The 22,026-nt window shown below is 73.6% G+C and carries 23 protein-coding genes and 1 pseudogene; 13 read left to right on the top strand and 11 right to left on the bottom strand.

Features of this window, described 5'->3' with window-relative positions; translation table 11 throughout:
• Positions 1-49: 49 nt before the first annotated feature.
• The 4 genes from ACFW6B_RS00970 (at position 50) to ACFW6B_RS00955 (ending at position 5,711) form a co-directional block, all read left to right on the top strand.
• On the top strand, positions 50-1,687 hold the full coding sequence (locus ACFW6B_RS00970; RefSeq protein ID WP_386591136.1) for a von Willebrand factor type A domain-containing protein: 1,638 nt from the start codon (positions 50-52) through the stop codon (positions 1,685-1,687).
• A 606-nt stretch (positions 1,688-2,293) separates the two neighbouring features.
• Positions 2,294-2,551 (top strand): chaplin, encoded by a 258-nt coding sequence (locus tag ACFW6B_RS00965; RefSeq protein ID WP_386591135.1) that lies wholly within the window; start codon positions 2,294-2,296, stop codon positions 2,549-2,551.
• Between the two features lie 106 nt (positions 2,552-2,657).
• On the top strand, positions 2,658-3,674 hold the full coding sequence (locus ACFW6B_RS00960) for a chaplin (RefSeq protein ID WP_386591134.1): 1,017 nt from the start codon (positions 2,658-2,660) through the stop codon (positions 3,672-3,674).
• 339 nt (positions 3,675-4,013) lie between these two features.
• Positions 4,014-5,711: a glycoside hydrolase family 26 protein gene (locus tag ACFW6B_RS00955; RefSeq protein ID WP_386591133.1), complete on the top strand. Its 1,698-nt coding sequence runs from the start codon at positions 4,014-4,016 to the stop codon at positions 5,709-5,711.
• Between the two features lie 23 nt (positions 5,712-5,734).
• On the opposite strand, the gene ACFW6B_RS00950 is transcribed toward ACFW6B_RS00955, so the two are convergent.
• Genes ACFW6B_RS00950 through ACFW6B_RS00910 form a run of 9 tightly spaced genes read right to left on the bottom strand, consistent with a single transcriptional unit; the run spans position 5,735 to position 15,592 of the window.
• On the bottom strand, positions 5,735-6,859 hold the full coding sequence (locus ACFW6B_RS00950) for a GNAT family N-acetyltransferase (RefSeq protein WP_386591132.1): 1,125 nt from the start codon (positions 6,857-6,859) through the stop codon (positions 5,735-5,737).
• Positions 6,856-7,512, bottom strand: a complete 657-nt coding sequence (locus ACFW6B_RS00945) for a lipopolysaccharide biosynthesis protein (protein WP_386591131.1) — start codon at positions 7,510-7,512, stop codon at positions 6,856-6,858. The genes ACFW6B_RS00950 and ACFW6B_RS00945 overlap by 4 nt, the downstream gene beginning before the upstream one ends.
• Before the next feature lie 16 nt (positions 7,513-7,528).
• Positions 7,529-8,641 (bottom strand): glycosyltransferase, encoded by a 1,113-nt coding sequence (locus tag ACFW6B_RS00940; protein WP_386591130.1) that lies wholly within the window; start codon positions 8,639-8,641, stop codon positions 7,529-7,531.
• A complete protein-coding gene (locus tag ACFW6B_RS00935; RefSeq protein WP_386591374.1) occupies positions 8,638-9,333 on the bottom strand; it encodes a polysaccharide deacetylase family protein in 696 nt (231 codons plus the stop codon). The genes ACFW6B_RS00940 and ACFW6B_RS00935 overlap by 4 nt, the downstream gene beginning before the upstream one ends.
• A 52-nt stretch (positions 9,334-9,385) precedes the next feature.
• Complete coding sequence (gene murJ, locus ACFW6B_RS00930) at positions 9,386-11,251, bottom strand: murein biosynthesis integral membrane protein MurJ (RefSeq protein WP_386591129.1); 1,866 nt, start codon at positions 11,249-11,251, stop codon at positions 9,386-9,388.
• Positions 11,248-12,678: an O-antigen ligase family protein gene (locus ACFW6B_RS00925; RefSeq protein WP_386591128.1), complete on the bottom strand. Its 1,431-nt coding sequence runs from the start codon at positions 12,676-12,678 to the stop codon at positions 11,248-11,250. The genes murJ and ACFW6B_RS00925 overlap by 4 nt, the downstream gene beginning before the upstream one ends.
• Positions 12,679-12,682: 4 nt before the next feature.
• Positions 12,683-14,119 (bottom strand): exopolysaccharide biosynthesis polyprenyl glycosylphosphotransferase, encoded by a 1,437-nt coding sequence (locus tag ACFW6B_RS00920; protein ID WP_386591127.1) that lies wholly within the window; start codon positions 14,117-14,119, stop codon positions 12,683-12,685.
• Entirely contained in the window at positions 14,116-15,315 is a 1,200-nt protein-coding gene (locus tag ACFW6B_RS00915) for a glycosyltransferase family 4 protein (RefSeq protein ID WP_386591126.1), read from the bottom strand. The genes ACFW6B_RS00920 and ACFW6B_RS00915 overlap by 4 nt, the downstream gene beginning before the upstream one ends.
• Positions 15,316-15,355: 40 nt before the next feature.
• Positions 15,356-15,592 carry a hypothetical protein gene (locus ACFW6B_RS00910; protein WP_386591125.1) on the bottom strand — a complete coding sequence of 79 codons (237 nt, stop codon included), beginning with the start codon at positions 15,590-15,592 and terminating at the stop codon, positions 15,356-15,358.
• 332 nt (positions 15,593-15,924) lie between these two features.
• Here ACFW6B_RS00910 and chpG point away from each other — a divergent pair, with 332 nt between their 5' ends.
• The 7 genes from chpG to ACFW6B_RS00875 all read left to right on the top strand — a co-directional run bounded on the left by chpG (position 15,925) and on the right by ACFW6B_RS00875 (position 19,647).
• Positions 15,925-16,164 carry a chaplin ChpG gene (gene chpG, locus ACFW6B_RS00905; RefSeq protein ID WP_386591124.1) on the top strand — a complete coding sequence of 80 codons (240 nt, stop codon included), beginning with the start codon at positions 15,925-15,927 and terminating at the stop codon, positions 16,162-16,164.
• Between the two features lie 195 nt (positions 16,165-16,359).
• Positions 16,360-16,662 (top strand): hypothetical protein, encoded by a 303-nt coding sequence (locus ACFW6B_RS00900; protein ID WP_386591123.1) that lies wholly within the window; start codon positions 16,360-16,362, stop codon positions 16,660-16,662.
• A gap of 31 nt (positions 16,663-16,693) precedes the next feature.
• Entirely contained in the window at positions 16,694-17,005 is a 312-nt protein-coding gene (locus ACFW6B_RS00895) for a chaplin (protein ID WP_386591122.1), read from the top strand.
• Positions 17,002-17,499, top strand: coding sequence for a DUF5949 family protein (locus ACFW6B_RS00890; RefSeq protein ID WP_386591121.1), 498 nt, complete (start codon positions 17,002-17,004; stop codon positions 17,497-17,499). The genes ACFW6B_RS00895 and ACFW6B_RS00890 overlap by 4 nt, the downstream gene beginning before the upstream one ends.
• Positions 17,499-18,128 carry a vitamin K epoxide reductase family protein gene (locus ACFW6B_RS00885; RefSeq protein WP_386591120.1) on the top strand — a complete coding sequence of 210 codons (630 nt, stop codon included), beginning with the start codon at positions 17,499-17,501 and terminating at the stop codon, positions 18,126-18,128. The genes ACFW6B_RS00890 and ACFW6B_RS00885 overlap by 1 nt, the downstream gene beginning before the upstream one ends.
• Positions 18,129-18,245: 117 nt before the next feature.
• Positions 18,246-18,797 carry a tyrosinase family oxidase copper chaperone gene (locus tag ACFW6B_RS00880; RefSeq protein WP_386591119.1) on the top strand — a complete coding sequence of 184 codons (552 nt, stop codon included), beginning with the start codon at positions 18,246-18,248 and terminating at the stop codon, positions 18,795-18,797.
• Entirely contained in the window at positions 18,781-19,647 is an 867-nt protein-coding gene (locus ACFW6B_RS00875) for a tyrosinase family protein (RefSeq protein ID WP_386591118.1), read from the top strand. The genes ACFW6B_RS00880 and ACFW6B_RS00875 overlap by 17 nt, the downstream gene beginning before the upstream one ends.
• 80 nt (positions 19,648-19,727) lie before the next feature.
• Here the strand turns inward: ACFW6B_RS00875 and ACFW6B_RS00870 are convergent, their stop codons facing one another.
• Entirely contained in the window at positions 19,728-20,057 is a 330-nt protein-coding gene (locus tag ACFW6B_RS00870; RefSeq protein ID WP_386591117.1) for a chaplin, read from the bottom strand.
• Positions 20,058-20,230: 173 nt separating this feature from the next.
• A pseudogene (locus ACFW6B_RS00865) lies at positions 20,231-20,341 on the bottom strand (D-2-hydroxyacid dehydrogenase family protein); the annotation flags it as partial.
• 258 nt (positions 20,342-20,599) lie between these two features.
• On the opposite strand from ACFW6B_RS00865, the gene ACFW6B_RS00860 reads away from it, so the two are divergent.
• Positions 20,600-21,202, top strand: a complete 603-nt coding sequence (locus ACFW6B_RS00860; protein WP_386591116.1) for a hypothetical protein — start codon at positions 20,600-20,602, stop codon at positions 21,200-21,202.
• Positions 21,203-21,233: 31 nt separating this feature from the next.
• On the top strand, positions 21,234-21,992 hold the full coding sequence (locus tag ACFW6B_RS00855) for a YcnI family protein (protein WP_386591115.1): 759 nt from the start codon (positions 21,234-21,236) through the stop codon (positions 21,990-21,992).
• Positions 21,993-22,026: the final 34 nt, after the last annotated feature.

Here is a 22,026-nt window from a genome sequence, read left to right as displayed (position 1 = left end):
CAGTCACACAAGTCGGCCCGCACGGGGGCCGTACGCCGAGGGGGCACAGATGGGGATGAAGCACACAGGGACGGCGGTCGACGCGGGCCGCCCACGCGGCGGTGCGCGGAGGCGGAGGGGGATCCGGCGAGGGCCGGTCGGCGCGCTGCTCGCCCTGCCGCTGGCGGGCGCGCTGCTGCTCACCGGATGCGGCGCGAGCGGCGGCGGCAACTCCTCGGACGGCGCGGACAAGTCCGGCGGCCGCAACAACCTCCCGCTCCCGGCGCCCGACCGGCCGAGCGGCGGCGCCGCCGAGCGCGACGAGCAGGGCGAGCAGTCGGACGCCCCGGAGGTCGCGCCGTCGCCCGACTACCTCTCCACCTTCGCCCTCGACGTCGACACCGCTTCGTACGGCTACGCCCGCCGCACCCTCGCGGGCGGCCGGGCCCCCGACCCCTCGACGGTCCGCCCCGAGGAGTTCGTCAACAGCTTCCGCCAGGACTACGAACGCCCCGACGGCAACGGCTTCTCGCTGTCCGTCGACGGCGCCCGGACGAACGACGGACGCTGGTCCCTCGTCCGGGTCGGACTCGCCACCCGGCCCGCCGAGAGCGAGCGGGAACGCCCGCCCGCCGCCCTCACCTTCGTCATCGACATCTCGGGTTCCATGGCGGAACCGGGCCGCCTCGACCTGGCCCGGGAGTCCCTCGACGTGATGACGGACCGGCTGCGCGACGACGACTCGGTCGCCCTGGTGACCTTCAGCGACGAGGCCGAGACCGTGCTGCCGATGACCCGGCTCGGCGACCACCGCGCCCGCGTCCACCGGGCGATCGCCGGCCTGGAGCCGACCGACTCGACCGACCTCGGCGCGGGCGTGCGGACCGGGTACGCGACCGCCGTCGACGGGCTGCGCGAGGGGGCCACCAACCGGGTCGTCCTGATCTCCGACGCCCTCGCCAACACCGGCGACACGGACGCGGACGACATCCTCGAACGGATCTCCTCCGCCCGCCGCGACCACGGCATCACCCTCTTCGGCGTGGGCGTCGGCAGCGACTACGGCGACGCCCTCATGGAACGCCTCGCCGACAAGGGCGACGGCCACACGACGTACGTCTCCGACCGGGACGACGCCTTCACCGTCTTCTGCGACGAGCTTCCGCGGAACATCGACCTCACGGCACGCGACGCCAAGGCGCAGGTCGCCTTCGACCCCGGGACGGTCGAACAGTTCCGGCTGATCGGCTACGACGACCGGAAGGTCGCCGACGAGGACTTCCGCGACGACCGGGTGGACGGCGGGGAGGTGGGCCCCGGCCACACGGTCACCGCCCTCTACGCCGTCCGCACCCGCCCCGGTGCCTCCGGTCATCTGGCCACCGCGACCGTCCGCTGGCTCGACCCCGACTCCCGCGCCCCGCACGAGGAGTCCGGCGGCCTGGAGACCGGCGACCTGCGCGACGGCGTCTGGACCTCGCCGTACTCGTTCCAGGTCACCGCCGTGGCCGCCTACTTCGCCGACGACCTGCGCGCGGGCGACGCCCGCCGGAGCTCCCTGCCCGGCGTCCCGCCCCTCGGCGAACTCGCCTCGCGGGCCCGCTCCCTGGCGAACGTGACCGAGGACGAGGACGTCGCGGAGCTCGCCACCGCGATCGGCCAGGCCGACGAACTCGACGTCTGCGCCGGCGACTGCGCGATCCGCTGACGCGGCCCCTCGGCGACACGGACGGCGGGCCGCGCGGCTGCTGCGGTTCACCCCGACGGCCCATGCGAACGCGTGACGGTCGAATTCCCGGGCCAGGGGTTCCGTCGATTCGGAGCGGAAAGGGAACGCGGAGAAACGTCCAGGAAGGCAATGGCCGTGGCGGCGGTCGCGGCTTCCGCCGTCGGAGTCTCGGCGGCGGAAGCCCGCAGGCGCCGGCCATCGGCAATGACGACGGCGTCACCACGGTGAACGGGAACGGTGCCGGGCAGACGTACGGCAACGCCCTGACCAAGGGCGACGAACCGCTCCCGCACACGTCCCGGACGACATCCCGGTCCGGTCGGGCCCCGACGCGCGTTCTCGTCGTACATATGAATTCCTTTTCTGTCGCGCCGGCATTCCCGCTCCGGACGAAACGCTTCTCCTTCGGCGGTGTTTCACCTGTCGTGAAGCTTCCGTGTCGATTTCCGGCGGGGCGATTCGAGTGAATTACCCGTGGGCGTACGTTCCGCAGTTTCTTCGGCGCTCCGTCCCTCGTTCACAGCCTGCGGGTCATGGTGCGAGCCGCCCAAGTCGCGCTCGCTCGGTCTCGGCCGACAAAGGGGCATGACCGCAGAGAAGGGAAAGCACGTGAAGCTCAGGAAGAGCACTTCCGTGGCCATCGGCGCGATCATGGCCCTGGGCATGGCCGCCCCGGCCTTCGCGGACTCGGGTGCCGAGGGCGTCGCCGCCCACTCCCCCGGTGTCCTCTCGGGCAACGTGGTCCAGATCCCGATCCACATCCCCGTCAACGTGTGCGGCAACTCGGTCAACGTGATCGCCCTGCTGAACCCGACGGCCGGCAACGTCTGCGCCAACCTCTGACGTTTCGGCACTTCAGCCGCCCTGGCTGTGCCACGGCCGACCTTGGACCACCTCGCGGACCCCGGGGCCGGCTCCCTCACTTCTCCCAGCAGGAAGACAGACAAGAGTGCGACAGAACCTGAGTAGGGGAGTGGTCCTGGCCGCGGCTGCGACAGGCATCATGTCCCTGTACGCCAGTCCGGCCCTCGCGGACTCCAACGCGACCGCGACCGCTTCGAACTCCCCCGGCGTGGGGTCGGGAAACAACGTCCAGGTTCCGGTGAACGTGCCGCTGAACATCTGCGGCAACACGGTCGACATCGTCGCCGCCCTCAACCCGGCGTTCGGCAACTCCTGTGCCAACGGCCCGGTTTCGCAGGGCAGGCACGCGGCGCCGCACCACCCCGCCCAGCACGACGCGGGCCCCGCGCAGCACCTGGGACGCGGCGCCGACCACGGCGGCCGGCCGGACGGTGACACCGCGGGCCGCGGTGCCGAGCGCGGTGGTCACGGCGGTCCCTCCGGCGAGCACGCCGGTCAGGGCGGCCACGGCGGTGAGCACCGTGGTCAGGGTGGCTACGGTGATGAGCACCGTGGGCAGGGCGGCTACGGTGATGAGCGGGGTGGCTACGGGGACTCCGGCTACGGGGACTCGGGTTACGGCCACTCCGGTCGTACGAGCCCGGGGAACGGTCACCCGGGTGCCCGCCACGCCGACGACCGGAGCGGTTCCTCGTCGTACGGCGGGACGCACGGATCGCCCGGTGTCCTGTCGGGTGACCTGGTCGCGGTGCCGGTGGACGTCCCGGTCGAGCTCTGCGGCAACACCCTGGACGTGATCGGCCTGCTGAACCCCGTGTTCGGCAACTCGTGCGGTCACCACCACACGCCGCAGGCACACCAGCGGACCCCGGACGACTGCCCTCCGCCCGCGGCCCCTCCGCGGACGCCGGCGCGCCACACGCCGCCCGTGAAGGTCCACGAGCAGCCCCCCGCCCCGCCCACGGTGCCCCGGCAGTACACCCCGCCCACGCTGGCGGAGACCGGCAGCGAAGGGGTGCTCATCAACGCCGGCATCAGCGCCGCCCTGCTGGTCGGCGGCACCCTGCTGTACCGGCGCAGCCGGGCCCAGTCCCGCCCGTGACGCCCGGCTCCGGGTGCCGCTCGCGTTCGCGCGCCCGGCACCCGGAGCCCCCCGGCCGACTCCTCGCCCGGACCGCCCGCCGCGAGGGTGACGGCGTCATCCGACGGGACCAGTACGGCGGTCCGGGAAACCCGGGCGGCCACCTGGCGCAACACCGCGGTGGCGCCGGCGAGGGACGAGCGGGGTGGAGGCGCGGACACGGTGACCGGATGGGTCACCCCTGAGAGTGATCGTCAGAACGTGAGACCGGAACCCCGGTTGGCTGAACAGACATACGTGTGACTGGGTGTCACTAGTCGGAAAGGAAAAAACCGAGGATCAAGAGGGAGAGGAGCAGGCATGGCTCCAGAGCGGCGGCGTCCCCGCAGCGGAAGACTGGCGTTCATCGCGGTCGGCGTCGTCACGTCGGTCGCCCTCGCGTCCGGTCCGGTGTACGCCGTGGGCGCCGGGGCGGTGCGGGTGGGCGATCCCCCGGCTCCGACACCCGCGGCGGCGAATCCGCCCGTGACCTCCTCGGCCGACGGCGGTGCTCCGGCCGCGGACGGGAGCCCGGCCGCGGTGCCGGCGCCGACGTCCACCGGGCCGCCGACAGCGGCCGCCGCACTCCCCGCGAAGTCCGGTGCGGCCGCCGCGAACCCGGCGGGGCCCGTCCGCCACGGCGCCCCCGCGCCGCCGACCTTCGGCGCCTACCTCCACTACGGTCCCGAGGGCGTCGCCCGTATCGAGCAGCTCAGCCGGTGGCTCGGCGGTACCGAACTGCGGGTCGGGCACACGTATCTGCCCGGCGACCTCTGGAGCAACATCGAGGGCGCGCACGGGTTCCTGGACGCCTGGGCGGACTGGCGCCGCCGCCAGGACGACCGGCTGCTCGTCCTGAACGTCCCGATGATGGAGCGCAACGAGGAGGGCCTCTCCGACGGCCAGGTCCGCCGGCTGCTGGGTGAGGCCCGGACCGGTGCCTTCGACCACCACTTCCGCGTGCTCGCGGAGCGGCTCGTCCGGCTGGGGGTGCCCGACACCGTCATCGTGCTCGGCTGGGAGATGAACGGCACCACGTACACCCATCGCTGCGGTCCCGACCCGGAGGCGTGGAAGCAGTACTGGAACCGGATCGTCACCGCCATGCGGTCGGTGCCGGGCCAGAGGTTCCGGTTCGACTTCGCCCCGAACCGCGGCCGGGACGCCGTTCCCTGGACCGAGTGCTATCCCGGTGACGACACGGTCGACATCATCGGAATGGACTCGTACGACCAGCCGTCGGGCCTCTCGTTCGGCGAACAGGTCACGGAGCCGTACGGGCTCCAGGCGCAGGTGGACTTCGCCAGGGCCCACGGCAAGGCCGTCTCGTACCCCGAATGGGGCCTCTACCGCAACGGCGACAACGCGGCGTACATGAAGGACATGCTCGCGTGGATCGCCGAGCACAAGCCGCTGTACAACACGCTCACCGACTACTGCCCGCACGGCGTGTGGCAGTGCGAGGACAACCCGCTGGCGGCCGAGGCCTACCGGGCCGCGCTGTCCCACGTCACCGATCCGGCGTCCACCGCGACGACCCCGGCCCCGCCGCCCGGACCGGCGCCGACCCCCGCGGCCTCCACCCCGTCCCCTGCTCCGACGCCGACCTCACCGGCCTCCACACCCGCACCGGCTCCGACGCCCGAGCCCGCCTCGACGCCGACGCCGCCCCGGACCGAGGTCCCGGCCGCGGAGCCCGTCCCGGTCAAGACCCCGGCCGCGGAGCCGGTTTCCACGCCGGCCCCGACAGCCGCGCCGACGCCGGCTCTGACGGCCGCCCCGACACCCACGCCCACGCCCACACCGACCCCGGCACGCGAGTCAGTCCCGGAGGCCGCACCGGACCCGGCCGCCTGTCTGTCACCGGACCTCGGTGACTGGGTGGAGTACTGGCTCGGCGGGAAACTGTGCGTGCGTCTCGACCGGCCGTCGGACGACCAGCCGTCGGAGGACCGGCCGTCCGACGACTGGTCGGCGGACGGGTGGTGGCCGGGCTACTGGTCGTCCGACGGCTGGTGAACCCCGGGTGGCGGCGCGGCCGGTCAGGCCCCGCCGCGTTCCCGCCAGCTCCGCAGCAGTTCCTTGCCCCGCCGACGCGCGGCGACGTCGTAGACGACCGCCGACATCAGCGGCGCCGTACGCCGGCGGGCGAGGAGGAGCCGCTGGTTGACGACCCGGTCCGGGCGCCAGTGGTGCTTGTACGGTTCGTCGCCGCGCAGCAGGCTCAGCGTCCCTCGCTCACCGCCGCCGGTGTGCCGGGAGCAGGCGTCGAGCAGCATCACCGCCACGTCCGCCTTGCGTTCGCGCAGCCCCGGATGGGCCCCGTACAGATAGCCGCCCGCCAGGCGCCGGGACAGCAGGGTGAGGTCCACGGCCATCACCGTGCCGTCGAGCCGGAACTCGGTGACCACCGCGTCCCCGGAGCGCACCATCGGGCCCACCGAGCGGACCAGGTGCTCCGAGAACCGTTCATGGAGGTGCTCGGACGTCACCTTCCGGCCCTCCCACTGCAGCCGGTGCAGTTCGAGCAGCCGCCCGAGGGCCGCGTCCACCTCCTCGTGGCCCACCACCCGCCGCTCGACCCCGAGCGCGGTGAGCTTGCGCAGCTTGGCCCGGACGCGCTGGGCCTTGGCCGAGGGGAGACGGCCGACCAGCTCGTCCATCGAGGCGGCCGGAAGCTCCAGGCACAGGGAGTCCCCGACCCGGCGGCGCGGCCCGCGCCAGTGCTCGTAGACCCGTTCCGCCGCGCCCCCGGGGCGGACCTCGCGGAAGTCGATCAGCGCGGTGCGGGCCGCGGCCGACAGCCCCTCGGCGAGCAGGGCCGCCACGCGGTCGGTGTGCTCGTCGTCGAGGAGCACGTCCGCGTAGTCGGAGATGGGACCGCCGAGCGGCACGAGCGTCGGCAGCGGACGGCGGGCCCGCATCAAGGGCGCGACCGCGAGCAGTTCACCGCCCTCGCGCACGACCACCAGACGCAGTCGCCCCGGCGTCCCGTACGACAGCCACCAGGAGTGCAGCCAGGCGTGGCTCTGGAAGGCGGTGGCGGCGCCGCACCGGCGGTACAGGCGGTCCCAGGCCGTCGCCAGCTCGGCGAACTCCCGCTCCCCGGTGACGAGTTCGGTTCTCGTGGTGCTGCGCGCACCGGCCTGGAGCGTCGTCGCGCTCACAGCTGGCCGTGCACATCGGCGGCCGTGGCCGGGCTCGGCACCGAGGCCGGGCGGACCGTGCCGGCCGGCCGCCGGGGGCGGACCAGCAGCACGAGTGCGCCGAGCAGTCCGCCCGCGCTCGCGCCGACCAGGCCCGTGACCGTCGGGGACGGCGAGGACGGCGACGCCGGTTTCACCGCGCGGGAGAACGACAGGAGCTGGACGTGCGTGCTCTTCTGGCTCGCGTTGGCGTGCCGGGTCAGCGAGCGGGTGACCGCGTTGGCCATGTCGGCGGCGCGGTCGGGCCGTGAGGAGGTGGCGGAGACGGCGACCATCGGGGCGTCCGGGGAGGTCGCCGTCCGCACGCTAGCCTCCAGCGTCTTCACCGGCACACCGGCCCACACCTGCGCGTCCCCGAGCACCGCGAGCTGGGTGGCGACCCGGCCGTAGGCCTGGGCGAAGCCGAGCGCGGCCGTGGGGTCGCCCTTGTCCGTCGGCACGGCGATGACGTAGCCGGTGGCCGTGTAGGACGGGGGCTTCACCACGCCGTACGCGCCGCCGAGCACGCCGCCGAGCACGGCCGTGGCCGCGAGCAGCGACCACGCCGGCAGGGTCCTCGCCCGGGAGAGGGCCGGACCCGCGGGGCGGTGGCCCCTGGTGAGGTTTTCGGACATGTGGGACTCACTCCAGTCAGGTGCGCGAGACCGCGGCCGCGTACACGTCCATGAGCCGTGCGGCGCTGCGGGTGATGCAGTAGTGGTGGGCCGCCTCCGGGGCCGAGCGGGGGGCGGGGCCCGCGGCCCGTACGGCGGTCAGCGCGCGGACGAAGGAGTCCGCGCCGCCCTCGACCCGGGTGGCGCCGCCCGCCGCTCCGTCCGGCAGGTCCTCGACGGCCGGGCAGGAGACGTACAGCACCGGCAGTCCGGCCGCCAGCGCCTCCACGACGGCCAGCCCGAACGCCTCCTCGGGGCTGGGCGAGGCGAGGACGTCCATGGCCCCCGTCAGCGACGGCAGGTCGGCGCCGGGCGCGCCGCCGGAGGGGCGCTCGCCGGCGAACAGGACCCGGTCCGCGACCCCGGCGTCGTGCGCGGCGCGCCGCAGCGCGCTCTCCTGCCGGCCGCCGCCGACCAGCAACAGCCGGCAGTCGCCGGGCAGTTCGGCCAGCGCGCGGATCAGGACGTCGAACCGTTTGCCGGGCGCGAGCCGGCCGACCCCGCCGATGACGTACGCGTCCTCGGGGAGCCCGAGCCGGCGGCGGGTGTGCTCGCGCAGATCAGGGTCGAAGCGGAAGCGGGCGACGTCGACACCGTTCGGCACGATCTCGATGCGCGGCGCGGGCACGCCCCAGCGGCGCAGCCGTCCGGCGACCGTGGGCGAGACGGCGACCGTGGTGCGGCCGAGCCGCTCCGTGGCCAGGTACAGGGCGCGTACGCCGGGCCCGAGTCGGCGGCCCTCCATCTGCGAGTCGCCGAGCGAGTGCTCGGTGGCCACGACCGCGCGCACCCCGGCCAGCCGGGCGGCGAGCCTGCCGTACACGCAGGCCCGGTAGAGATGGGTGTGCACGAGGTCGTAGCGGCCCGCGCGGATCACCTTCACCAGGCGGGGGAGCGCGGCGAGGTCGCGGTTGCCGGACATGCCGAGGTGCACCACGCGCACACCGTCGGCGGCGAGTCCCTCGGCGACGGGGCCCGGGTCGGTGAGCGTCACGACGTCGCAGGTGGCGGGCAGGTGCCGCAGCAGCAGCCGCAGCTGCTGCTCGGCGCCGCCGATCCCGAGGCCGGTGATGATGTGCAGCGCCCTCACCGGCCCGCCCCGACCGGGCGCCGCCGCAGCCGGTGCAGCCGGTGCTTGAGGAACAGGCGCGCGGAGGTGTCGTTCTCGCCGATGTGCACACGCGGGAGGGCGTACGGGCCGGTCAGCCGGCCGGGGTCGATCGCGCAGCCGTAGCCGTACCCGGCGTCGCGGACGGCGTCGACGACCCGGCGGTCGACGGTCCCGTACGGATAGCAGAAGCCGTCGACGTGAGCACCGATCAGTTCCGAGAGCACCGCTCTGCTCTCGGCGACCTCGGCGCGCAGCACGGCGTCGTCGGCCTTCGTCAGGTCGACGTGGGTGAGTCCGTGCGAGCCGACCTCCACGCCCTCGGACGCGGCGGCCAGCCGGATGCCCTGCTTGCCCAGCAGCGGCTTGCGGGGGCCCAGCGGGTCCCAGGCGTTGTCGCCGTCGAGCCGGCCCGGCAGCACGAAGAGGGTGGCGCCGAACCCGTGGCGCCGCAGGAGGGGGAGGGCGGTCTCGACGAAGTCGGCGTACCCGTCGTCGAAGGTCAGGCCCACCAGGTCCTGTCCCCGGCCGCGGGCGCGGGCCGCGAGCAGGTCCGCGACGCTCACCCCGCGCAGACCGTGCCGGACCAGCCAGCGGAGCTGCCGGTCGAGACGGCCGGGGGAGACCGTGACGTGGTACGGGTCGTCGGAACAGTCCCCGACGGAGTGGTACATCGCCACCCAGGGCGGCGCGCCGGGGGAGCGCGTACCGGTGCGTCTGCTGCTGTCAGCGGAAACGGGCACGGGAAACCCTTCGTGTGACGGAACGGAGTGCGGAGGCGAACCCCTCGACCCGGAAGGCCCAGGCCAGCAGGGCGAAGACGGTGACCACGACCGTGCAGCCGACGACGAGTCCGAGCAGCGGGGAATCCACCCCGCTCGCGCACAGGGCACCGGTCACGGCCGCGGTCAGGGCGGCCCGCAGCGGTTTGCCGATCTCGGCCACCACCTCGCGGGTGCGGATCGGCACGCTGCGCGGGCCCGTGCCGTACAGCAGGAGCACGGCGGTGAGGGTGATGCCGGCCGCGTTGGCCGCGGCGATCCCGCGGATCCCCCAGGGGCCGACGGCCAGGACCCCGGCCCAGCAGGTCGCCACGATCCCGGCGGTCATCGCGAACAGCGGGTACCAGGTCGGCCGCCCCGAGCAGAAGTACGAGCGCACGAGCGCGCCGACCAGGGTGTGGCCGAGCAGTCCGAGGGCGTACACCCGCATGACCGCCGCCGTCGCCGCCGTGTCCCGGGCGGTGAACGCGCCGCGCTGGAAGAGCAGTTCGATGATCTGCGGGGCGCACGCCACGACCGCGGCCGTGCCGAGGAGCACCGTGCAGGCGACGAGCGTCAGATCGCGTTCCACCCGGGCGCGGGCCCGCTCGGTGTCGCCCTCGGCGATGGCCTGCGCGACCACCGGGAAGGTGACCGTGCAGAGCATCAGCGAGAGCACCATCGGCATCTGGGCCACTTTCTGGGCGTAGTTCAGATGCGAGATGGCCCCGGCGGGCAGCGAGGACGCCAGGAAGCGTTCGACGAGGACCTGGGACTGCCGGCACAGCGCGAAGAGCAGGACGGTGCCGACGAGGGCCAGGCCCATCGGGCGGGCCGGCTCGGCGTCCGGGGCCCCGGACGCCGGTTCCCCGCGCCGGAGCCGCCGCCACAGCGACGGTGCCTGCACCGCCACCATGAGCACGCCGCCGACCGCGACACCGAGTGCGGCCGACCGTACGCCGTAGCGCGTGCCGAGGACGAACATCACCGCGATGATCCCGGCGTTGTACGCCGTGTAGATCGCCGCCGGCGCGACGAACCGGTGGTGCGCCCGCAGGGCCGCGCTGCAGTACCCGGCGAGCCCGAAGGAGAACACGCAGGTCGCGGTGAGCCGGGTGCAGTCCACCGCGAGCCGGGGATCGGGCAGGCCGGGCGCGAGCGCCTCGACCAGGTACGGCGCGCCCGCGATCAGCAGGGCGCCGACGGTCGCGAAGGCGAGCGCCAGCCGGGGCAGGGTGGCGGCGACCAGCGCGCGCACGGGATCGCCCGGGGCTCCCCGGGCGCGCCGGGTCATGGCCACGCCGAACGCCGGGATCAGCACGAAGGCCAGCCCGTCCTCGATCAGCAGCGTCGCCGCGAACTCCGGCACCGTCCAGGCGACGAGGAACGCGTCCGTGTCCGACCCGGCCCCGAACAGGTGCGCCAGCGCCTGGTCCCGGCCGAGGCCCAGCAGGGCTCCGGCGATCGAGAGGGTGATGGTGACGAGAGCGGCCTTGGCTAGGAACCGGTCGGAGGCGGCCCCGCCCCGGCCCGCCCCCTCCCGGGCCCCGGGCACCCACCCGGCACGCACCCCACCACCCGCACCCGCACCCGAGCCCGTTCCCGGGCCGGCACCCGCATGTGAGCCCGGATCCGAGCCGGCACCCGCATGTGAGCCCGCATCCGCATCCGAGCCCGTTCCTGAGCCCGCACCCGAGCCTGAGCTCACGCCCGAACCCGAGTCCGAGCCCGCACCCGCGCCGGTCCCCGAGCCCGTCCTCGTGCCCGTCCCGAAGTCCGGGCCGGTGCCCGGACCGTCCCCCTCCTCCGTTCTGGGCGGTGTCACCGTCATCGCGTCGCCGCCTCCTCCCGTACGGCGGGGGACGGCGCCGACGCCCCGGCGCCGGGCGTCGCCGACGGATCCATCAGGGCCCACCAGCCGACGACGCCGAGGACGACGGCCGTCAGGACCGTGGAGGGGCCGCCGATGTCGGCGTACAGGAAGTCGACCAGCTGCCAGACGAGCAGCCCGCACGCGACGAGCGCGCAGTCCGTGCCGCGCGGGACGCGGCCCGTCACGGAGCCGGGTCCCTCGGCGAGACCGGCTCCGCCCGCGTCCCGCGCGGCACGGCGTACGCGGACGAGTCCGCGCAGCGCGCCCACCAGCAGCACGAGCCAGCCGCCCGCCAGGGCGAGCAGCCCGACGAGGCCCTGTTCGCTCAGCACGAGGAGGTACATGTTGTGCGGAGAGAGCAGCGCCTGCTTGTGATAGGCGGAACCCGCGCCCGCGATGTCGCTGCCCGAGGACAGCGCGAGCGAGGCGTGACCGTCCCGGTACTCGGGGAAGCCCTTCAGCCCGACGCCCGTCAGCGGGTGCTCGCGCCACATGTCGGTGGCCGCCGCCCACATCGTGTACCGGTCGGTCACCGACTGGTCCGGCGCGTCGGTGACCTGCGTGATGCTGGTGACGCGCTCCTGGAGCATCGCGCTGCCGACGCCCAGCCCGCCCACCAGGACCACTCCGGCCGCGGCCAGCACCGCGACCGTCCGCGCCGCGCGCCGCAGCCCCGCCAGCACGAGCTGCGCGCCGCAGGCCAAGGCCGTCGCGATCCACGCCCCCCGGCTGAACGAGAGGGCGAGCGGCGGCAGCAGGGCCAGCGCGCACACCACGGCGGCCGACCGCCGCCGTGCCTCACCCGCTCCCAGGGCCAGCCCCACCGCGCACACCACCCCGAACGCGACCACCGTCGCCATGCCCATCACGTCGCCCGCCCCGAAGGTGCCGACCGCCCGGACGTCCTCGCCCTGGTACGAGGCGCCCGTCCCGGTGACGTACTGCCGCACCCCGATCGCCCCCTGCCACAGCGCCAGCGCGACGAACGACCAGGCCAGCAGCCTGAGGTCGCGCCGGTCACGGACGAGCAGCAGGACCGCGGCCGGCACCAGCACGAAGATCTGCAGATAGCGGGCGAGCCCGGTGAACCCCGCCCCCGGGTCCGCCGCCCCGGCCGCCGAGAGCGAGATGCCGACCACGGGCAGCCCGAGGACCAGGGCGGCGGTCACCGGCAGGGGGCGTCGGCGGGCCCGTACGAGACGGACCGCGCAGCAGAGCACCACGAGGCCGGACATGGCGTCCGCGGCGTTCGCGCCGCCCTCGCCGCCCGGCGCGACCGGCAGTCCGAGCAGCGCGATCACGGCGACGACGGGCAGCACCGGCAGGGCGCCCCGCAGGGCCGCGGCCGCGGTGTCCAGGGGGGTGACGGGCAGGGCCTGGCTCACCGGATCAGCTCCCCGTCGGGCGCACCAGCGCCGCGGCCGTGCGCAGCAGGATGCAGATGTCCTGCCACATCGACCAGTTGTCGATGTACGTGTTGTCGAAGCGGCAGCGGTCCTCGATCGAGGTGTCGCCGCGCAGCCCGTGCACCTGGGCGAGTCCGGTGATGCCGGTCCGCATCCGGTGACGGGCCGCGTAGCCGGGGTAGGTCTGGCTGAACTTGGCCACGAAGTAGGGCCGTTCGGGACGCGGGCCGACCATGCTCATGTCGCCCCACAGGACGTTCAGGAGCTGGAGCAGCTCATCGAGCGAGGTGCGCCGCAGGAAGCGGCAGAAACGGCTCATCTCCTGCTCGCCCGCCACGCTCCAGCGGGTCGCGGCCTCGTGCGCGTCGACCGGACGGTGGGTGCGGAACTTCAGCAGCGTGAACGGCAGTCCGTCCTTGCCGATGCGCTCCTGCCGGAACACCACACCGGGTCCGTCGGTGACCCGCAGGACGGCCGCGCACACCAGCAGCAGCGGGCTGACGAGCAGCAGCAGCGCTCCGGAGACGGCGACGTCGAGGAACCGCTTCGCGAAGCCGGCGTGCGGTCCGCCGATCGGCAGGGGGCGGCAGGCGAAACCCGCCAGCGTGTGCCGGCCGGCACGGTCGTACGACGGGGAGTCCGGGTCGACCTCCCACAGCTCGCAGCCCGCGAGGGCCAGCGCCCGCAGCATCGGCCCGCGCCGGCTCGGCGGTTCCACCACCAGAACGGCCCGCACGCCGTTCTGGACGATCGCCCGCTGCACCTCCTCGCCGGTGGTGAGCACCGGCAGTCCGCCGGGGCCGGCCTGCCGGTCGGAGACGACACCGACCGGGCGCACACCGCAGGCCGGGTGGCGCAGGAAGGCCGCGGCCACCCGCTGCGCCGTGCCCGCGGGGCCGATCACCAGGGCGGCGCCGGGGTGCCGGGCGAGGACCCGGCGGCGCCGCCAGTGCACCGTGCCGCGGCCGGCGCAGCTGATCACCGACTGCGCCGCGCATCCCAGGGCCAGCGTCCGGGCCGAGAGCGCCTGGCCCGGGGCGAAGGCGGCGAGGACGGCGGCCAGGGCGCACCAGGCGACCGCGATCCGCGCGCAGACGGCGGGCAGTTCGTCGAGCAGGGCGGGCAGCGGCGCCGGCCGGTACAGGGAGGCCCAGGTGTTCAGCAGCGCCACGCCGAGCAGCAGGGCGACGACGGCGAGCAGGTGCCGCTGGACCTCCGTGAGCGTCTGTCCGGCCGTCAGCGCCGCGACGGCGTCCACGGCGGCCAGCGGCAGCCAGGAGGCGCGCCGGGCCGTTCTCCGCTGTCCGGCCGGGAACCTGAAACCGTCGGCGGTCCCGCGCGAGGACAAGACCGAGACGGCTGAGAATCCGTACTCCCGGGGCTGTCCGCCGGGGGAGGGAACGGTGCTTTCCGCAGTCACGAGTGGATGGACTCCCTGCATTCGGTGTGGTCCGCGCACGTGAAGCTCCTGGCGTGCTGCGGCTGTCGCCCGGTCAGCAGTTCGTGGTACACCTCGGCGACCGCGTCGGTCGTGAGGCGTACGTCGTGCGTGGTCAGTACGTGGTGGCGCCCCTGGAGGCCGAGGGAAGCGCGCAGCGGGGGATCGGCCAGCAGCGTGCCGATCGCCTCCGCCAGCGGCGCCGGTTCCGGCGAGGCCACGAGACAGCGGGGGTCGTGCCCCGGCGGCAGGCTCTCGCGGGCTCCGTCCACGTCCGTCATGACGACCGGACGCCCACAGGCCATGGCCTCCAGCGGGGCCAGTGCCATGCCTTCCCAGCGGGACGGCAGCACCACCAGGTCGGCGGCCTGGTACCAGGGCACCGCGTCGTCGGCGGCCCCGGCGAACAGCACGTCACGCGGCGCCCCGGCGCGCAGCCGTGCCGCGTCCGGCCCGTCCCCGACGAGCACGAGCCGCGCCGTGGGCACCCGCCGCAGCACCGAGGGCCACGCGTCGAGGAGGATGTCCTGCCCCTTCTGCCGGCACAGCCGCCCCACGCACACCACCAGCGGAGCCGTCGGTCCGACCTCCGCGAGCAGCGGCATCCCGGCCCGTACGGTGTCCGCGGCCGCGGGGCGGAAACGCTCGGGGTCGACGCCGTTGGGGATCACCCGCCAGGGGGCGCGCACTCCGGCTCGTACGCCGGTCGCGCGCTCCGCCTCGCTGACGCACACCACCCGGGAGGCCCAGCGGGCACCCCACCGCTCCCAGCGCAGCGCGAGCGCCGCGGCGGCGCCGTCGACGGCCTCGAACGACCAGGCGTGCGGCTGGAACACCGTCGGCACCCGGCCGCGCAGCGCGAGCCTGGCCGCGAGTCCCGCCTTCGCGCTGTGCGCGTGCACCACGTCGGGCCGCACCCGTGCCAGCACCCGGCCGAGCCGCCGTACCTCCTGGGCGAGCTGCGGACCGGGCGCCCGCGTCGCGTGCCACGGCCGTACGTCCGCGCCGAGCGCCCGCACCTGCCGGGCGAAGCGGTTGCCGTCCGGGCAGGCGACGGTCACCCGTGTTCCGGCGGCGAGCTGGGCGCCGACGAGGTCGGTGACCACGCGGGCGACGCCGCCGTCGACCGGCTGCGTGACATGGAGGACCCGCGGCGGAGGGTCTGTTGGCAGATGCATGCGCGGTTCCTCGTTCACGGGCGGCGCGCCGGGGCGCGCGTCACTGCTTCGCGTCGACGGCGGCGAACAGTGATCCGGTCCTGGCCGCGTCCCGCTGCGAAACGATCTGGAAGGCCAACTGGTCACCCCCGTCACGGATTTCTCCGCCGGGTCCGAGGGCGTCCGGGTTCCGGCCGGGCGCATCGGCGGACGCGGAACCGGCGGGCGCACTGAAGGCGGCGGGAACGGGGCGGCCCGTGACCGCACGGCGCGGCGGCAGGCCCGGGGAAGTACGCATGACCGACGGTTCCCTTTCGGGGAAAGGTTCTTGACCAGCGGACGGGCAAAGATCCGAGGATCGGATCGATCTGATGAATCGGACGCGTGCGCTTCGGCTCCCCGCGAGCTCCCGGCGCTCCTCGGCGCCCGCTTCGGGACGTCCTCGGAGAGCCCGACTCTAGCTGGTATCACCGCTTATCGGTGAAAGCGGCCATGTGTGTCGGATTTGTGAAGCCCGACCGTCCGGGACATCACCCTTTCGGGTGCACAACCCGCGTGTGCTCCGCGCGTTGAATCCAGAGCCGGGCAGCCCGCCCGGATGTTGTGTCGATTTCCAAGGAGCACTTCTCCATGTCGCGTATCGCTAAGGGCCTGGCCCTGACCTCCGTTGCCGCCGCCGCCGTGGCCGGTACCGCCGGTATCGCCGCCGCCGACAGCGGCGCGCACGGTGCGGCCGCCAACTCCCCGGGCGTTCTGTCGGGCAACGTCGTGCAGGCTCCCGTTCACGTCCCGGTCAACGTCTGCGGCAACACCGTCAACGTCATCGGTCTGCTGAACCCCGCCTTCGGGAACGTCTGCGTCAACGACTGACGCCGTCGCGGACCCTTCCGGCCGGCCGCCCTCCCGAGACGGAGGGCGGCCGGTCCGCTTCGTGGCCCATGGCGGCGGGAGTCCGCGCGGTGCGGGAATTTTCTGCACGTGGGGTTTCCGTCGCGTCCGGGGCTCGTTAGGCAACGCGCAAAGGAATTCCCTCCGGTGACGTCCGTCGCCGAAGAAAGGAACACGATGAAGTCCCTCAAGGCCGCCGCTGTAGTCGCCGGGTCCCTGGTCGTCGCCGGTGCCGCCGCGCCCGCGTTCGCCGCCGGAGCCACCGACCTCGCGCCCTCCGGTCTCAACGGCGCCCTGGAGACCGTCACCAGCCAGCGTTCGATCAACGCGCGGGACGCCCTTCCCCTGCAGCACCAGTCGAACGCGCTCGACACCGAGAACAAGGACTCCGCGCTGAGCGACGTGAACGACACGACGAAGAAGCTCAACAGCGCGGCCACCCCCGCGCGGCTCCTCGGCGGACTTCCCCTGCAGGGTTAGCCGTTCCCTCTGCGCGCGTGTCCTTTCCGCAATGCCCGCGGGCATTCCACCAGGCGTCCTGCCGGGCGACGTACTGAAGATTCCCGTACCCGTCCCCATCGACGTTCGCGGCAACACCATCGACATCGTCGGTCTGTTGAACCCGGATTTCGGCAACACCCGTCCCAACGGCCGACACCGTACGGTCGATGCGGCCGGAAGGGCTGATTTCCCGGGCGGGGAATCGGCCCTTCACGCTGTTCGAGCCGCATACCTCGTTCGTGTGGTCGCGTTCCCGGACATCCCCCGGCCGGGTGATATCGAGACAGAACCCGAACGGCGCATCGATAAGGTTCCGCGGTGACTTCAACCTCAAGCGGAACGAGCCCTCTTCGGGTCGCCGATCTCGGCACGCTCGCCGTCATGGCATTCAGCGGAGAAGCCCCCGACGGCGACATGCCCTATCTCCTCGCCTACTCGCTGGGAGACGGCGCCGGGGGCCCCGAGGGATCGGCGGCCGCCGTCCGGCAGCTCCTGGTCGACAACGGACTGCCCGTGGGCGACACGCTCATCGACGGATCCCGGCAGCCGGGCCTGCCTCTCACCCTGCTCGTCGAGGCCGGCCAGGCCGTCGTCAGCATGCCGTACCTCAACGCCCGGTGCGTCGCGCCGCGGGAGTGGCTCGCGGCGGTCGCCGAGCGCGGCTACGCCTACTTCCTGTTCGCCACCCGCGCCTGGCCCGTGGCCCGGCCCGGCAAGCCCGTCGCGCCCGAGGACCTGACGGCCTTCGCGGGCGACGAGGAGACCCTGCTCAGCGCGTCCCACGTGCTGCTGCCCGCGCGTACCCCGCGCGCCTGATGGCGGCCGCCGCGGGGCGAGGGGCGGGCGACGGCAGCGCCACGCGCGGGTGCACCGCGGGCAGCGGCCGGGCCCTGGCCCTGTTGCTGGTGATCACCGGCGCGGCCGGTCTCCTCGCCGCGTGGGTCATCACGATCGACAAGTTCAAGCTGCTGGAGAACCCCGGCTTCGTCCCGGGGTGCAGTCTGAACCCGGTCGTCTCCTGCGGCAGCGTCATGAAGAGCCCGCAGGCGTCGGTCTTCGGGTTCCCCAACCCGATGCTCGGCCTGGTGGCGTACAGCGTGGTGATCTGTGTCGGTGTCAGTCTGCTGACCGGGGCGGGATTCCCGCGCTGGTACTGGCTGACCCTCGACGCGGGCATGCTGTTCGGCGTCGGATTCGTCGGCTGGCTCCAGTTCCAGTCGCTGTACCGGATCAACGCGCTGTGCCTGTGGTGCTGTCTGGCCTGGGTCGCCACGGTCGTCATGTTCTGGTACGTCACCTCCTTCAACGTCCGCAACGCGTTCCTGCCCGCCCCGGAATGGGTGAGGACGTTCCTGGCGGAGTTCACCTGGGTTCTCCCGGTGCTGCACATCGGCGTCATCGGAATGCTGATCCTCACCCGCTGGTGGGATTTCTGGACGAGCTGAATCTCCCTATCGGACGACTAATGATTCCGTCGGGGGAATCTTGAGATGATGACGCTCCCGGAATCGTTACCCGGTACGGAGGCCGAGCACCAGCATGAATTCCTCGAGGGGAGAAGCATGTTCGCCAGTTGGATTCCGGGCAGGGTACCGAGGCGCGGGCGGAGCGGCCGGGGTCAGGCCGCCCCGGCGCGCGGCCGCGGCACGGAGCGGGTGGCGGGTGGACTGGCGCTCACCCGGCGCGGTGCGATGCGAGGACTGCTCGTGTCGGCCGTAGGCCTGGCGCTGGCCCCCGTCGTCGCGGCCTCACGGCCATCGCGCCGCCGCCCCCAGGACCTCTCCTTCGACGAGGTGTACCGCGGCCGGCACATCCTCGGCACACAAGGCGGATCGGACGGCCGGGCCGCCTTCGCGGGCGGAGACTGGTGGGTCACGGTGGACGGTCGGCCGCTGCATCTGATGCGCCGCGCGGACGGCAGCTATCTCAGCATGGTCGACCACTACGGGTCGTATCCGACACCGCTGGCGGCGGTACGCGCGGCCGTCGACGAACTCGGCCCGGCCGAGCAGCTCAGGGGCATGGATCACGGCGCGGGCCCGGCAGAGCGGGGAACCGGCACACCGAAGAGCGGTACAGAGGGGAGCGGCCACCACCATGGTGTACACGCGTAAGAACGTCAGCGCCCTCACGGGCGCCGAGCGGCGCCGTTTCGTCACCGCGATGCTGGAGGTCAAACGCCGCGGGGAATACGACGAGTTCGTCCGCAGGCACATCGACCACTACGTCTCCGACGGCGAGGGCGGACTGCGCACGGCCCACATGGCGCCGTCGTTCCTGCCCTGGCACCGGTGCTTCCTGCTGGACCTGGAACAGGCGCTGCAGCGCGTGGACCCCGGTGTCAGCGTGCCGTACTGGGACTGGACGCGCGACCGCGCGCCGGCCTCCGCGCCGTGGACCAAGGACCTCCTCGGCGGCAACGGGAGGAGTTCGGACCGCCAGGTCATGACCGGCCCCTTCGCCTACGCGGCGGGCAAGTGGACGATCAAGGAAGCGGTGACCGACGGCGAGTTCCTCATGCGGGAGTTCGGCCGCCCGCGCAGGCCGATCCAACTGCCCACGAGGGAAGAGCTGAACGCGGCCCTGGCCGACCCCCTCTACGACAAGGCGCCCTTCGACTCGACGACCAGGAGCGGCTTCCGCAACCGGCTGGAAGGGTGGGGACACGGCACGGGGAACGCCACCTGGGAGAACCACAACCGTGTCCACCGCTGGGTCGGCGGCCACATGCTGGGCGGTGCCTCCGTCAACGACCCCGTCTTCTGGCTGCACCACGCCTTCGTCGACCTCCAGTGGTCCCGCTGGCAGAAGAAGCACCGGGGCGCCCGCTATCTGCCCGAGCGGCCCCCGGGGCCGAGCGACCCCCAGCACCGGCGTGTCGTCGCCCGGCACGAGAAGATGCCCCCCTGGGGCGTGACACCGGCCTCGATGGAGGACCACAGCCGCATCTACCGGTACGTGTAGCGGCGGTTCCCGGAGTGCGCAGGGGACGGCGAAGCCCCCGGCGGTGACGTACCGCCGGGGGCCCCGTGCGCGTGCCGGGCTCAGCTGCCGTAGCCGCTGCGCTCCTTGGTGGTGTGGTGCTTCTTGGTGTCGTGGTGCTTCTTGGCGGCCTTGTGCTTCTTGACGTGGCCGTCGCCGTTCACGCAGGTGTTGCCGAAGGCCGGGTTCAGCAGACCGACGATGTCGACCGTGTTGCCGCACACGTTGACCGGCACGTGGATCGGGACCTGGACGACGTTGCCCGACAGAACACCGGGGGAGCCGACGGCCCCGCCCTGGGCGCCGGCGTCAGCCATGGCCATGCCGGCTCCGCTGAGGGCCACGGCACCCGTGCCCACGACGACTGCGGCGGCCTTCGCGATGCGAGACATCACGTTCTCCTTAAGACTCGACGAGTGCGATGGCTCGGACGCGACCGCACTTCCCCTTCAACGCGTCGGTCCACACCTGGTCACGGGCGTTCCGCCAGGGGATCACCCTTCGAACGGGGGTCGTGCGGGCGGCCGTTCGGGAGTTCGGCCGGGTGGCCGAACGGGCGCGGCCGGCCGGGGTGGCGCAGGGGCTCGCCGGCCAGGAACGCCCGGATGTTCTCGACGGCCGCCCCGTAGTACGTCTCGTGGCCGGAGCGCGACACATGGCCGAGGTGCGGGGTGGCCGGTGCGTCCTCGTCGCCGAAGTGCCGGTCGAAGCAGGTGACTTCCACGGTGTCGGCGACGGGCGACCGGCCGGCGACCCGGGTCGCGACGCTCTGGTCGGTCGTCCGGCACGGCACAGCGAGGACGCATGACGGGTCCCTCCCAGGTTCAGCCGGACCCTCCCCGAGCGGTGACCGGAAGAGCCGCGCGGACCATGACGGAGCACCGCGGGGGACGCCGTGACGGCCCGTTCCGCCCCATGGCAGTATCTGGGAACCATGAACGCGTCGCCGGCGGTACGGAGTCTGCGCGCCGCGGTGTTCGCCGTGCTGTGCGTGCTGCTGGCCGCCGGGGGGCACGCGCTCGCCACCGGGCAGGCACCGCCGCTGTGGGCCGAGGGCGCGGGAGTCCTCGCCGTCTTCGCCGCCGGCTCCGCGCTGGGCGGCCGCGAACGGTCCCTCGCCGGGATAGGCGGCGCCGTGCTGGCCGCGCAGGCCGGACTCCACCTCGGCTTCGGCGCGGCCCGGCCGCACACGGCGATGAACACGCACGGGGCGCACCTGGCCCACCCGTCCGCACACGTCCTGGCATCCCACGCCCTGACCTCCCACGCCACGGCCGCGCACGTCGCCGCCGCCGTGCTGGCCACGTGGTGGCTGCGGCGCGGCGAGGCCGCCCTGTGGTCCCTGCTGCGCCGGGCCGTGACGTTCGTGCCGGGCCTCGCCGCCTGGTGGAGGACGAGGACGGGACCGCCCGCGCCAAGGCCGTACGCGGGTGTTCCGGGCAGGACCCCCGCCGAACCGTGGCCGCTCGGCCGGGCGCTGCTGCGTCACGCCGTCTCGCGCCGGGGACCGCCGGCAGGGCTCGCTCCCACGCCCTGACCACGCCTCCCCTCAGTACGGAGTTCCCCAGATGTCCCCGATCAGCACCGCCCTGCGCCGCACCGGCACCGTCGCCGCCCTCGCCGCCGCGGGCCTCCTGACCACCGCGGGCGCGGCCTTCGCGCACGTGACGGTCCACCCCGAGAGCTACGCCAAGGGAGCCACGGACGGTCTCCTGAGCTTCCGCGTCCCCAACGAGGAGGACACCGCCAGCACCACCAAGGTGCAGATCTTCCTGCCCGCCGACCACCCGGTCGTGGGCGTCCTGGTCACCCCGCAGCCGGGCTGGACCGCGAGGACGACGACCGTCAAGCTGAAGAAGCCCGTCAAGACGGACGACGGCACGATCACCGACGCGGTCTCCGAGATCACCTGGACCGGAGGCCGGATCCGCCACGGCGAGTTCCAGGACTTCCAGGTCGCCTTCGGCTGGCTCCCGGACGACGTCGACCAGTTGGCCTTCAAGACGCTCCAGACCTACTCGGACGGCAAGGTGGCCCGCTGGATCGAGCAGCCGCAGAAGGGCGGGGAGGAACAGGAGAGCCCGGCTCCGGTGCTCACCCTCACCGCCGGGGGCGCGGGGGAGGAGCCCGCCTCGGACGGGGCCTCCGGCTCCGACACGTCCTCCTCCTCGGAGTCGTCCTCGTCCGCCGAGGAGTCGACCGCGAGCGCCGGGAACAGTGACTCCACGGCCCGTGCCCTGGGCACCGCGGGCCTGATCGTCGGTGTTCTCGGTCTGCTCACGGCCGCCTTCGCCGTCGTGCGCGTCCGGAACGCCCCCCGCTCCTGACGCGGCTCCCGCTGCGGCCGCCTCGTCGACCCCC

Origin of the sequence: Streptomyces sp. NPDC058751, assembly GCF_042746485.1 — a bacterium.
Classification (GTDB): domain Bacteria; phylum Actinomycetota; class Actinomycetes; order Streptomycetales; family Streptomycetaceae; genus Streptomyces.
Note: the sequence above shows the minus strand (reverse complement) of the source record. Positions and strands in the feature narration are given on the sequence as shown.

Bases quoted from the DNA above. Each gene is read 5' to 3' on its own strand.
- ACFW6B_RS00885 (WP_386591120.1), top strand. From the start codon at position 17,499: ATGGCGGCCGCCGCGGGGCGAGGGGCGGGCGACGGCAGCGCCACGCGC.
- ACFW6B_RS00855 (WP_386591115.1), top strand. From the start codon at position 21,234: ATGTCCCCGATCAGCACCGCCCTGCGCCGCACCGGCACCGTCGCCGCC.
- ACFW6B_RS00895 (WP_386591122.1), top strand. From the start codon at position 16,694: ATGCCCGCGGGCATTCCACCAGGCGTCCTGCCGGGCGACGTACTGAAG.
- ACFW6B_RS00870 (WP_386591117.1), bottom strand. From the start codon at position 20,057: ATGTCTCGCATCGCGAAGGCCGCCGCAGTCGTCGTGGGCACGGGTGCC.
- murJ (WP_386591129.1), bottom strand. From the start codon at position 11,251: ATGACGGTGACACCGCCCAGAACGGAGGAGGGGGACGGTCCGGGCACC.
- ACFW6B_RS00900 (WP_386591123.1), top strand. From the start codon at position 16,360: ATGAAGTCCCTCAAGGCCGCCGCTGTAGTCGCCGGGTCCCTGGTCGTC.
- ACFW6B_RS00875 (WP_386591118.1), top strand. From the start codon at position 18,781: ATGGTGTACACGCGTAAGAACGTCAGCGCCCTCACGGGCGCCGAGCGG.
- ACFW6B_RS00945 (WP_386591131.1), bottom strand. From the start codon at position 7,512: ATGTCCGAAAACCTCACCAGGGGCCACCGCCCCGCGGGTCCGGCCCTC.
- ACFW6B_RS00965 (WP_386591135.1), top strand. From the start codon at position 2,294: ATGACCGCAGAGAAGGGAAAGCACGTGAAGCTCAGGAAGAGCACTTCC.
- ACFW6B_RS00910 (WP_386591125.1), bottom strand. From the start codon at position 15,592: ATGCGTACTTCCCCGGGCCTGCCGCCGCGCCGTGCGGTCACGGGCCGC.
- ACFW6B_RS00860 (WP_386591116.1), top strand. From the start codon at position 20,600: ATGAACGCGTCGCCGGCGGTACGGAGTCTGCGCGCCGCGGTGTTCGCC.
- ACFW6B_RS00970 (WP_386591136.1), top strand. From the start codon at position 50: ATGGGGATGAAGCACACAGGGACGGCGGTCGACGCGGGCCGCCCACGC.
- ACFW6B_RS00880 (WP_386591119.1), top strand. From the start codon at position 18,246: ATGTTCGCCAGTTGGATTCCGGGCAGGGTACCGAGGCGCGGGCGGAGC.
- ACFW6B_RS00915 (WP_386591126.1), bottom strand. From the start codon at position 15,315: ATGCATCTGCCAACAGACCCTCCGCCGCGGGTCCTCCATGTCACGCAG.
- ACFW6B_RS00955 (WP_386591133.1), top strand. From the start codon at position 4,014: ATGGCTCCAGAGCGGCGGCGTCCCCGCAGCGGAAGACTGGCGTTCATC.
- ACFW6B_RS00935 (WP_386591374.1), bottom strand. From the start codon at position 9,333: ATGTACCACTCCGTCGGGGACTGTTCCGACGACCCGTACCACGTCACG.
- chpG (WP_386591124.1), top strand. From the start codon at position 15,925: ATGTCGCGTATCGCTAAGGGCCTGGCCCTGACCTCCGTTGCCGCCGCC.